Source organism: Gordonia sp. CPCC 205515 (assembly GCF_048537925.1).
GTDB lineage: Bacteria > Actinomycetota > Actinomycetes > Mycobacteriales > Mycobacteriaceae > Gordonia.
In genome coordinates this window covers 542,925-552,740 of record NZ_JBCLVJ010000010.1, presented here as the reverse complement: position 1 = coordinate 552,740, position 9,816 = coordinate 542,925, and the positions used below count along the sequence as shown (strand labels likewise).

Genomic DNA, 9,816 nt, shown 5'->3' with positions numbered 1-9,816 from the left:
ATCAGATCGGTACCTGCACGAGGATGGGGGTCGTCGGCTGCGGCGATCCACCCCTCGGCTCGATCGTGACGGCCAGCACCGAGGCTCCGTCGAGTGCGTCGACCAGGGTCGGCGCACCGGCGCGGCCCGGTGGCACCAGACCGGCCGAAACCGGTTGTGCCGCCTTGCCGACCAGCCACAGTTGGAACTCACTGTCCACCGGGATCGGGTTGCGCGGGTCGCGCAGCACCGCCACCGCCTGGTTGCGGTCACGTGAGGTGACCACCGACACGACACCTCGGTTGTCGTCGAGCCGGCCGGCCGACAGCTGCGCATCCGGGGCCGCCAGCACTTCGGCGACCTGCTGTTGGGTTTGCGCAATCGGCGGCGGCGCAGGCTGTTCCGGCGCGGTGCTGCGACCGATGATGACGCCCGCACCGAGCGCCACTACCACGGCGGCCGCGGCCGCGGCGATCCCGGTCGCCCAGCGACGCCGGTTCCGCGACCGGTCGATCGGTACAACCGTACCGTTGTGCCCAGGCTCATCAGGCTCATCGGGCATTTCGACCGGCGCCGACACGGGCCGGGCCGGGGGTTCGTCGGCGATCCGGCCGAGAACCCGGTCGCGGAGTCCGGCGGGCGCATCAAGCGCGTAGGCGCTGGCGAACTCGCTCATCGCCGTGTGGATTTCATCGATGCGGCCCTCGTAGATGCTGCGCTCGACGGTCGTCAGGGTCGCGAGTTCCCGCTGCACCCGATCGTGCTCGTCGGTGGCCAGGGCATCAGCGGCGAAGAGTTCGATGTGCTCGTCGAGCCACTCGGTGTCAGCCATGGTCGCGCCCCTTGAGGCAGTCGCGCAGCTTGCGCAGTCCGTCGCGGATGCGCGATTTGATCGTCGGCAGCGGCGTCGAGGTGTGTTCGGCGACCTCGGGATACGACAGACCGCCGAAGTAGGACATCTCGATGCTGTCGCGCTGCAGGTCGGTGAGCCGATTCAGACAGGTGCGCAGTTCGGTGGTCGCCTCCCGGTCGACGACCAGTTCCAGGGTGGCCGGCACATTCGAGGCTTGGTTGGTGGCACCGAACTCGGCGGTCTTGCGGTGCTGCAACTCCTCCGACCGCACCCGATCGACGGCGCGTCGATGCGCAATGGTCATCATCCAGCTGATGACCGACCCCCGCGACGGCTGGTAGTCGGCGGCGCGCTGCCAGAACTGGAGGTACGCCTCCTGCACGACTTCCTCGGCGTAATTGCGGTCGACGACCACCCGGAGCGCGAGACCGTAGATCCGCGAACTCGTCAGGTCGTACAGCCGCGCGAAGGATGTGCGGTCGCCGAGTGCCGACTCGGCAAGCAGGGTGCGCAACTCCTCGGCATGGGCCGCCCCAATGGAAGTCACACCTGCCACCGTAGCCAACTTCGGTTCGTCGGGGGAGTTCGGCCGCGACGTGTCGGGCCCGCCCGTTAAACTGGGCCCTCACGCAACCAAGTGAACAGGGTGGGACACAGTGCGCAGTCAACGTCTGATGATCGCGGCCATAGTCGCGGTGCTCGGAGTCATCGCAACAATGCTGACGGGAACACCGGGGACGGCATCGGCGGCACCGCAATCACGCATTCTGAGCAGCTACGACGACAACCCCCAGCAGGTCACTCTCGTCGTCTACTCCGCAGCCATGCGGCGCGCGATCCCGGTCACGGTACTGACGCCGCGCAACCGCTCGACGCCCGCACCGGTGCTCTACCTGCTCAACGGCGCCGGCGGTGGCGAGGACTCGGCGACCTGGGACGCACGCACCACCTACAAGGACTTCTTCGCCAAGAAGAACGTCTACGTGGTCACCCCGATCGGCGGCGCCTTCTCGTACTACACGGACTGGCAGCGCGACGACCCCGTGCTCGGCCGAAACAAGTGGACGACCTTCCTCACCAAGGAATTGCCGCCGCTGATCGACGGCAAGTTCCGGACCACCAAAGCACGCTCGCTGGCCGGGATCTCCATGGCCGGCACGTCCGTGCTGACACTGGCCATCGCGGCACCCAAGTTCTACAAGTCCGTCGCCGCGTTCAGCGGGTGCGCCCGCACCAGCGACCCGGTGGGTCAGGAGTACATCAAGCTCGTGGTCGAGAGCCGCGGTGGCGGCGACGTGACCAACATGTGGGGTCCGCTCAACGGTCCGGGGTGGCCGGCCAACGATCCCTACATCCATGCCGAGAAACTGCGCGGCACCAAGATCTACATGACGTCGGGCACCGGTCTGCCCGGCGCGCACGAGACCCTCAACGATCCGCTGATCGACGGGAACGCCTTCACCCTCGCCAATCAGGCGGCGCTCGGCGGCCTCATCGAGGCGGCGATCAACCAGTGCACCCACCAGATGGCACAGCGCCTGGCGGCACTGCACATTCCAGCGGTCATCGACTTCCGGCCCGTCGGTACCCACTCCTGGGGCTACTGGCAGGACGACCTCTACCGCACGTGGCCGAAGATCGCCCGTGACCTCGGGGTCCGCTGAGAGGTCAGGTCACCAGCGATCGAGGCTGGTGTAGCCATCCTGGAGTGCGCGGGCGAAGAGATGGGTCTTTGTCGGGGCCTCCCGGCCGACCGCCGAATACTTCGCCCGAATCCGGGCGAGATGGGTGCTCACCGTCGACGCGGAGATGAACAGCGCGGTCGCCGCCTCTTCCTTGGAGTCGGCGTCGAGCCAGGCCAGCAGCACCTCGACCTCACGTGAAGACAATTCCGGCCGACGATAGTTCGGCAGGTGCGCGCTGTCCGGCCGGTAGTCGGACAGCCGCGTCACCGCAGACTCCCGCATCCCCTTCGGCACGCTGTGCCGTCCGTCGCTCTCACCTGCTTGTTCGTGCGTTTCCGTCACGTTCATGGACATTCGCGAACCCCCGCTCATCGAATTTCTTCGCTCCACCATGTCCTCTGCTCCCGATGCTGCACGTCGGGCCTCGAGGTGATCTGAACACTGTAATCACCAGAATCCCCGACTGACCTGGACAATAGACCCACAGTCGGCGACGTGTCCGGTGAATGTCCGTATCGCTTGGCCAGAATCCACAATCCCGTGGCGAACGAGTCTTCACATGCCATCATGGCAAAATAGGAACGTGTTCTAGTTTTCGCAATGGTTCGCCGAGAGGATGCACTCCATGCCCGCTGCCCCGTCCACCCACGACGTCCTGGGCACCGCCGTCACCATGCCGGTGGAGATCCGGTACGCCCGATGCTTCGTCGCGGGGTTCACCGCCGACAGTTCCGCGGTGCGCGAGGCCATCGCTGCGGCCGGTGGCACCGATCACGCTCGCCTGCGGCCACTCCGTATCCGACCCGGACGGACGATGTGCATGCTGGTGTTCGTCGACTACGTCGACGGCGACCTCGGACCGTATAACGAGTTCGGCGTCTGCTTCCTCGTCGAAGACCCCACGCAACCCCCGGCCAATCCACTGCAGGCGATGCGCAAGCTCGCCGGCGGGGACGCCCGTGCGCTGGTCCATCGGCTGCCGGTGGACGGCGAGTTCACGCTCGCCGCAGGACGCGGGATCTGGGGCTTCCCGAAGTTCCTCGCCGACTTCGACGTCGACCACGACGCGACCACCAAGCACGGTCGGGTCAGTGCCGACGGGCAACTGATCGCCGACCTGACGGTCCGGCGCGGCATTCAGGTGCCCGACAACCCGGCCGACACCGTTCTCAACGCCTACTCGCAGCTCGACGGGGTGCTGCGGATGACGCCCTGGAAACTCACCTCGACCTCGGGCACCCGCACCCGCATCGGTGGCGCCCGACTGGAACTGGGCACCCATCCGATCGCCGACGAACTGCGTTCCCTACGCCTGGGCAAGCACGCGTTGATGACGTCGTCGGTGGATCGGATAACGATGCGGTTCGAGGATGCAACGGTGATCTGACCGGGCGGTGTCCAACACCCCATAGACTGGGTCGTACAGCCCCGACGACCTGCGTGGATGGTGTGTGCCGAATGAGTAACCTGGAACTCGAACCAACGGAAATCGATTGCGGTACAACGGTTCAACGAGATGGACTGCGAGCCGTCGAGACGACCGACGAGGTGCGGGTCGAGGTGCTGACCGCACGCGACGTCCCGCTCGGCGGTCCGCGTGCGATGACCGTACACCGGACACTTCCGCAGCGGCAGCGGTCACTGATCGGAGCCTGGTGTTTTGCCGACCACTACGGGCCGGACGACGTCTCGGTGACCGGTGGTATGGATGTCCCGCCGCACCCGCACACCGGGCTGCAGACGGTCAGCTGGCTGTTCACCGGGGAGATCGAGCATCGCGACACCATGGGCAATCACGCGATGGTGCGTCCTGGCGAGGTGAACCTGATGACCGCCGGGCACGGCATCGCGCACACCGAGGTGTCCACGCCGGAGACCACGACACTGCACGGCGTCCAGCTGTGGGTGGCGCTGCCCGCCGACGCCGTCGACACCCCACGGGATTTCGCCCACTACGTGCCGCCACTCATCGAGGCCGACGGCACCGCGTTGCGGGTCTTCCTCGGCGAGCTCGCCGGCGAACGGTCACCGGTACACACCTTCACCCCACTCCTCGGCGCGGAGCTCACCCTCGACGCCGGCGCGGAGATCGATCTACCAGTGAATCCCGAGTTCGAGCACGGCGTGCTCGTCGATACCGGTGCCATCCGGGTCGTCAACTCGGCGGCCGCGCCGCTTGTCCGCACCGAACTCGGCTACGTCGGCGTCGGCGCCACCCACCTGCACCTGTCCAACGTCGCCGACGAACGAACGCGAGTGGTGATCCTCGGCGGCGCGCCGCTCGACGAGGAGATCATCATGTGGTGGAACTTCGTGGGCCGCACCCACGACGACATCGTCACCTACCGCGACGAGTGGATGGCACACAGCGACCGGTTCGGTCAGGTGCAGGGCTACACGGGCGAGGTGCAGCACCTGCCCGCGCCGACCTTGCCGACCACCCACCTGCGCCCGCGGCACAATGAGCCGGGGCGCGCCTGAGCTCAGGCGGACTCGCCGAGGAGCTTGGCGAAGGTGGCGATACCGGCCGCCTCAGTCGCCGTCGCGTAGTCGTCGGAGCCGAATCGTGCTGTGACACTGCGTGTTACGCTGCGATCACTATCACCGTTGACTAACGGCAGCAACGCAACGAGTTCGGCTGCGGCACGATGCACCCGATCCGACAGCGCCGCGGTGTCCCCCGACGTACCCGCCCAATCCTCGGCTGCGGCATACACGCCGGTCGGCACGACGATTGCACGCAGATAGCCGAACAACGGACGGATCGCGTGATCGAGGACCATCGAGTGGCGCGGACTGCCGCCGGTCGCCGCGATCAGCACCGGTTTGCCCGCCATCCGGTCCACCTCGACGAGGTCGACGAACGACTTGAACAACCCACTGTAGGACGCGTTGAACACCGGCGTCGCCACGATCAAACCGTCTGCGGCATATACCTTCTCGAGCGCCCGGCGCACCTCGGCGTCGGCGAATCCGGACACCAACGATTGCGCGATGCCGACCGCGAGGTCCCGCAGATCGACCACCTCGACGTCGACCGTCTGCGAACGGTCATCGAGGATCTCGCGCGCCGACTCGACGAGCCGGTCGACGAGCAACCTCGTCGACGACGGATCGCCGAGTCCCGCATTCACCGCCACCAGACGGGTCGTCATAACCGCGCCCCCTCAACGGATTCCTGCTGGGCAGCAGCCTGTTTCGCGGCCACCAGCGACGCGTGCGTCGGCGCGTCGGGCACTGCGTCTCCCCTGCCCTCAGCGAAGCCGGCACGCAGGTCCGGCAGCACCTCACCGAGCAGGTCCAGTTGCTCCAGAACGGTTTTCAGCGGCAGACCCGCGTGGTCGACGAGGAACAGTTGACGCTGATAGTCGCCGAAGCTCTCCCGGAAGGTCAGGGTCTTGTCGACGAATTCCTGCGGGCTGCCCACGGTGAGCGGGGTTTCGCTGGTGAACTGTTCGAGCGACGGTCCGTGCCCATAGACGGGCGCGTTGTCGAAGTAGGGGCGGAACTCGCGCACCGCATCCTGGGAGTTCTTCCGGATGAAGAACTGGCCTCCGAGTCCGACGATCGCCTGCTCGGCGGTGCCGTGGCCGTAGTGCTCGAACCGCTCGCGGTAGAACGCGATGAGCCGCTGGAAGTGCTCCTTGGGCCAGAAGATGTTGTTGGCGAAGAAGCCGTCACCGTAATAGGCTGCCTGCTCGGCGATTTCCGGGCTGCGGATGGAGCCGTGCCACACGAACGGTGCGACGTCGTCGAGCGGCCGCGGCGTCGACGTGAAGCCCGTCAACGGAGTGCGGAACTTACCCTCCCAGTCCACGACGTCCTCCGTCCAGAGCCGGTGCAGCAGATGATAGTTCTCGATCGCGAGCGGTATGCCTTGGCGAATGTCCTGCCCGAACCACGGGTAGACCGGGCCGGTGTTGCCGCGGCCCAGCATGAGGTCGACGCGGCCGTCCGCGAGGTGCTGCAGCATCGCGAAATCCTCGGCGATCTTCACCGGGTCGTTGGTGGTGATCAGCGTGGTCGCGGTCGAGAGCTGCAGTTTCTCGGTCTGTGCGGCGATATAGGCCAGCGTGGTGGTCGGCGACGACGAGAAGAAGGGCGGATTGTGGTGTTCGCCGATGGCAAAGACGTCAAGACCGATGTCCTCGGCCTTGCGCGCGATCGCCACGATCGCCTTGATCCGCTCGTGTTCGGTCGGCGCGACGCCCGTCGTCGGGTCCACGGTGATGTCACTGACACTGAATAGTCCGAACTGCATTCCGTACCTCCTGGTCGGTTGCCACTGTCACCGAGCATAACCGGACCGCGGTCCGATTAATTCCTGTGCACAGCCTCGGCCGTGCCATGCGCTGGGTGGGTTAGTGTGTGCTTACCCAAGAGGAGGAGTCACCACATGAAGGTTCGGAAGTCCCTGGCCGCCGGGCTGCTCGCCGCATCGACGTTGCTCGTGGCCGCCGGCTGCTCGAGCGACGACGGCACCCCCACCGTCGACACCAACAAGGCATCGGCCGCACTCGAGTCGGCCGCAGGCAAGGCATCGGCGGCAGCCGGATCCGCAGCCGCAGCCGCATCGTCGGCAGCCGGGTCGGCCGCCGAAGCAGCAAAATCTGCGGCCAGCAACGCGACCAACGCAGCGGTCGGCCTGACCAACGAGAACGCCCAGGTCGTGATCCGTAAGGCGGTCGACCCCGCCACCTCCGAAACCGAACTCACCACGGTCGTCGACGCGACGGATCCGGCCACCATGACCGCGATCAAGGGCTACGCCAAGTCGTCCAACGCAGCCGGCTACACACCGGACGCCTACGTGGTGAAGGCCGTCCAGGCCGACGGTATGAACAAGGCCAACGTCACCGTCGCGGTGAAGAGCCCGCACGCCCCGGAACCGGTCGACATGACGCTCTCCTACGTCAAGATCGACGGGAACTGGCTCCTGACCGCGGACTCCGTCAACCAACTGGCGTCGATGGGCGGCCAGCACGGCGGCTGATCCCCGCACACCGAGCACGACAACGACTCTCGCCGCATCCCTTTCGGGATGCGGCGAGAGTCGTTGTGGGACTTGATCTCAGCTCAGGTCAGCGGAGGTAGATCGGCACCCAGTACGGGCCGTAGTTGAAGCCCCAGCCCCATCCACGGTGGAACTGCGGGCGAACAAACTGACCGCGGTACCAGAACGGACGCAGGTTGTGGCGGACGACGCCGGGCAGCCAGCGACGCGGCGGAGCCGGACGGTGCTGCGGCGGACGCGGCGGCATCGGACGGTGCTGCTGCGGGGGCGGCGGCATCGGCGGGCGATGCTGCTGCGGCGGAGCCGGCGGCTTCGGGGGCTGCTGCCGCGGCGGCTGCGGCTGCGGGGTCTGGTGCTGCGGGGGCTGCTGCTGCCTGGGCGGCTGTTGCGGCTGCTGGGGACCCTGTTGTCCCGGCTGTCCCGGTTTCGGGCAATTGGGCGCGGGATGCTTGGGATCGCACTGCTGTTGCTGCGACGGCGGATTGTTCGGTGCCGCCGAAGCGAGACCGGCACCGGCACCGAGTCCGGTGATCATGATGCTGCCGGCAGCCAACGCGCCGACGGCCAGCTTCTTGGCGAGGTTACGCCGCGATGGTGTCACGTGATCTTCCTTTCGTCCGGTTCCCCGGGACCTACCCGGGGTAACCACTGACCCGAACTCATCGGCCCCGGTGTCGCGTCGACTCCCTCGACGATCCGGTGCGTTCGCAGTCATGGAAATCAGATCGGACGTGCATCGTGATCCGTTACACACAGTGACAACAGGCGTTTTCACGGGTAAAAAGGCTGGCAGACCAAGAGCGAGGATGCCCCGATGTCAGCCACCGAGCACACCACCGAGCCGATCACGCCGGCCGACACCGACCGCATCCGGGTCTGGGCGCCGCCGAGTGCCCCGCACGCCACCGCGGAAGTCACGTCGGGCTACCGGCCCACGACCTACTGGCAGACCCGCAACGTCGACGACCCGATCCCCGAGGTCGGCGATTTCTGGGATCTCGCGCACGCCGCACCGCTGCCGGTTCCGGCGGCCGCGAGCGCCCAACCCCGACAGATCTACCGGCGCCCGCGCTCGCAGGTATCCGGGGCGTCGTCGACCGCGCTCGCACTGGCGATCGCCGCGGTCCCGCTCTCCCTGGTGGGTATCGGCGCGATACTCGGAATGCTCGCCATCGTGCTGGGCGGCGTGGGCATCCGTCAGGTGGCCAAGGCGCCGACGGAGTATCACGGCAACGGGCGAGCGATCACCGCGATTGTGTTGGGTACCGGAAGTGCCCTAGTGGGCACGCCGATCCTGCTGTTGATCATGGGGTTGGCGGCGTTGCTGTAGCTCAGCCAATACATCCGCGGACTAGTCCAGCCGGGTCAACTGACGGCGCGGAGTCGGTTGTCGGTTCCCCCGCCGAGATCGCGACTGAGCCAGCCAATTACTTCGTTCACGATACGCATCTGTTTCGTCGGCTCCCCCACAGATGCGATACCAGGAATACAGTTCATCAGGGCCGGAATCATCGCCGCGTCACTCGACAGGGCATGACTTGACATTACGTCCTCGTAGGCACGCAGCGAGGTACTCAGACCGCCGAACGTGACTGAATCTTCGCCGAACCGAACGGCGGTGAGACTCGGCGTTATCTCCGCCTTACGCTTGATATGTTCGATCAGTTCTTCCATAGTTCATCGCCCCCCGGCGTTCGTGCCCCATTTGCTTGCACTGATCTCGACCATCGCCGACCTGCCCTTTCACATAGCCTTTGGGCGGCTTCACTCCGGTTTCAAGCATGCGCTCGTCCCAACTCGTACGCCACGCTCAACACAAGAAGTGTGACAGAAACCACCGTACATGTCACCGGTCCACATCGCCCAGGCTAGTCGGTGAGATAGAAGTTACCAGTGAGACTCATGGGATTTCGCCTAAGCGTTATGGCGCGTCGTCCGTTTCGTCATCGACGACGCCGCTCAGTTTGCGTGGTCTCCATTCCGTGCGGCTTGGTCGGCCTCCATAGCGTCGATCAGACTCTGGGGTCGCAAGTCGGTCCAGTTTTCCTCGACGTATTGAAGGCAGGCTGCCCGACTGTCCTCGCCGAAGACTTTTGTCCATCCTGCTGGGATGTCGGCGAACGTGGGCCACAGTGAATGCTGGTTCTCGTCATTCACCAGCACGTAGAAGCGGCCGTTCTCGTCGTCAAACGGGTTAGTCATGGTCGACCTTTCTCAGTGTTTGCTGTCTCATGTCGTACTCTTCGCATTGTCCGGTACGCCAGGTGGGCAATTGGTGAGCCTAC

The 9,816-nt window shown here is 65.9% G+C and carries 13 protein-coding genes; 5 read left to right on the top strand and 8 right to left on the bottom strand.

Annotated elements, in window-relative coordinates:
• Nucleotide 1: 1 nt before the first annotated feature.
• Nucleotides 2–811 (bottom strand): anti-sigma factor, encoded by an 810-nt coding sequence (locus AAFP30_RS17465; RefSeq protein ID WP_419231232.1) that lies wholly within the window; start codon nt 809–811, stop codon nt 2–4.
• Nucleotides 804–1,379 (bottom strand): ECF RNA polymerase sigma factor SigK, encoded by a 576-nt coding sequence (gene sigK / locus AAFP30_RS17460; RefSeq protein ID WP_419231231.1) that lies wholly within the window; start codon nt 1,377–1,379, stop codon nt 804–806. Before sigK ends, AAFP30_RS17465 begins: the two co-directional genes overlap by 8 nt.
• Nucleotides 1,380–1,548: 169 nt before the next feature.
• Here sigK and AAFP30_RS17455 point away from each other — a divergent pair, with 169 nt between their 5' ends.
• Complete coding sequence (locus AAFP30_RS17455) at nt 1,549–2,496, top strand: alpha/beta hydrolase (RefSeq protein ID WP_419231260.1); 948 nt, start codon at nt 1,549–1,551, stop codon at nt 2,494–2,496.
• 9 nt (nt 2,497–2,505) lie between these two features.
• Here the strand turns inward: AAFP30_RS17455 and AAFP30_RS17450 are convergent, their stop codons facing one another.
• Nucleotides 2,506–2,799, bottom strand: coding sequence for a response regulator transcription factor (locus AAFP30_RS17450; RefSeq protein ID WP_419231259.1), 294 nt, complete (start codon nt 2,797–2,799; stop codon nt 2,506–2,508).
• 343 nt (nt 2,800–3,142) lie between these two features.
• On the opposite strand from AAFP30_RS17450, the gene AAFP30_RS17445 reads away from it, so the two are divergent.
• Nucleotides 3,143–3,904 (top strand): acetoacetate decarboxylase family protein, encoded by a 762-nt coding sequence (locus tag AAFP30_RS17445; protein WP_419231230.1) that lies wholly within the window; start codon nt 3,143–3,145, stop codon nt 3,902–3,904.
• 71 nt (nt 3,905–3,975) lie between these two features.
• The gene (locus AAFP30_RS17440) at nt 3,976–4,998 is read left to right on the top strand and encodes a pirin family protein (RefSeq protein ID WP_419231229.1); all 1,023 of its coding nucleotides are present in this window, start codon (nt 3,976–3,978) and stop codon (nt 4,996–4,998) included.
• A 2-nt stretch (nt 4,999–5,000) separates the two neighbouring features.
• Here AAFP30_RS17440 and AAFP30_RS17435 read toward each other — a convergent pair whose 3' ends face one another.
• Both AAFP30_RS17435 and AAFP30_RS17430 read right to left on the bottom strand, forming a co-directional pair.
• Nucleotides 5,001–5,672 (bottom strand): CE1759 family FMN reductase, encoded by a 672-nt coding sequence (locus AAFP30_RS17435; protein ID WP_419231228.1) that lies wholly within the window; start codon nt 5,670–5,672, stop codon nt 5,001–5,003.
• Nucleotides 5,669–6,778, bottom strand: coding sequence for an LLM class flavin-dependent oxidoreductase (locus tag AAFP30_RS17430; protein WP_419231227.1), 1,110 nt, complete (start codon nt 6,776–6,778; stop codon nt 5,669–5,671). The genes AAFP30_RS17435 and AAFP30_RS17430 overlap by 4 nt, the downstream gene beginning before the upstream one ends.
• A 135-nt stretch (nt 6,779–6,913) precedes the next feature.
• Between AAFP30_RS17430 and AAFP30_RS17425 the strand changes: the two genes are divergently transcribed.
• A complete protein-coding gene (locus AAFP30_RS17425) occupies nt 6,914–7,510 on the top strand; it encodes a DUF4878 domain-containing protein (RefSeq protein ID WP_419231226.1) in 597 nt (198 codons plus the stop codon).
• An 88-nt stretch (nt 7,511–7,598) separates the two neighbouring features.
• On the opposite strand, the gene AAFP30_RS17420 is transcribed toward AAFP30_RS17425, so the two are convergent.
• Nucleotides 7,599–8,132, bottom strand: a complete 534-nt coding sequence (locus AAFP30_RS17420; protein ID WP_419231225.1) for a hypothetical protein — start codon at nt 8,130–8,132, stop codon at nt 7,599–7,601.
• Between the two features lie 213 nt (nt 8,133–8,345).
• Between AAFP30_RS17420 and AAFP30_RS17415 the strand changes: the two genes are divergently transcribed.
• Complete coding sequence (locus AAFP30_RS17415) at nt 8,346–8,861, top strand: DUF4190 domain-containing protein (RefSeq protein ID WP_419231224.1); 516 nt, start codon at nt 8,346–8,348, stop codon at nt 8,859–8,861.
• Nucleotides 8,862–8,896: 35 nt separating this feature from the next.
• Here AAFP30_RS17415 and AAFP30_RS17410 read toward each other — a convergent pair whose 3' ends face one another.
• Together AAFP30_RS17410 and AAFP30_RS17405 are read right to left on the bottom strand one after the other, a co-directional pair.
• Nucleotides 8,897–9,205 (bottom strand): hypothetical protein, encoded by a 309-nt coding sequence (locus AAFP30_RS17410; RefSeq protein WP_419231223.1) that lies wholly within the window; start codon nt 9,203–9,205, stop codon nt 8,897–8,899.
• Between the two features lie 285 nt (nt 9,206–9,490).
• Nucleotides 9,491–9,733 carry an MbtH family protein gene (locus AAFP30_RS17405; RefSeq protein ID WP_419231222.1) on the bottom strand — a complete coding sequence of 81 codons (243 nt, stop codon included), beginning with the start codon at nt 9,731–9,733 and terminating at the stop codon, nt 9,491–9,493.
• Nucleotides 9,734–9,816 lie beyond the last annotated feature (83 nt).

What these genes read in the sequence shown, in the direction of transcription:
- AAFP30_RS17465 (WP_419231232.1), bottom strand. Translation starts at nt 811, where the DNA reads ATGGCTGACACCGAGTGGCTCGACGAGCACATCGAACTCTTCGCCGCT.
- AAFP30_RS17455 (WP_419231260.1), top strand. Translation starts at nt 1,549, where the DNA reads ATGCTGACGGGAACACCGGGGACGGCATCGGCGGCACCGCAATCACGC.
- AAFP30_RS17450 (WP_419231259.1), bottom strand. Translation starts at nt 2,799, where the DNA reads ATGCGGGAGTCTGCGGTGACGCGGCTGTCCGACTACCGGCCGGACAGC.
- AAFP30_RS17445 (WP_419231230.1), top strand. Translation starts at nt 3,143, where the DNA reads ATGCCCGCTGCCCCGTCCACCCACGACGTCCTGGGCACCGCCGTCACC.
- AAFP30_RS17440 (WP_419231229.1), top strand. Translation starts at nt 3,976, where the DNA reads ATGAGTAACCTGGAACTCGAACCAACGGAAATCGATTGCGGTACAACG.
- AAFP30_RS17435 (WP_419231228.1), bottom strand. Translation starts at nt 5,672, where the DNA reads ATGACGACCCGTCTGGTGGCGGTGAATGCGGGACTCGGCGATCCGTCG.
- AAFP30_RS17430 (WP_419231227.1), bottom strand. Translation starts at nt 6,778, where the DNA reads ATGCAGTTCGGACTATTCAGTGTCAGTGACATCACCGTGGACCCGACG.
- AAFP30_RS17425 (WP_419231226.1), top strand. Translation starts at nt 6,914, where the DNA reads ATGAAGGTTCGGAAGTCCCTGGCCGCCGGGCTGCTCGCCGCATCGACG.
- AAFP30_RS17415 (WP_419231224.1), top strand. Translation starts at nt 8,346, where the DNA reads ATGTCAGCCACCGAGCACACCACCGAGCCGATCACGCCGGCCGACACC.
- AAFP30_RS17410 (WP_419231223.1), bottom strand. Translation starts at nt 9,205, where the DNA reads ATGGAAGAACTGATCGAACATATCAAGCGTAAGGCGGAGATAACGCCG.
- AAFP30_RS17405 (WP_419231222.1), bottom strand. Translation starts at nt 9,733, where the DNA reads ATGACTAACCCGTTTGACGACGAGAACGGCCGCTTCTACGTGCTGGTG.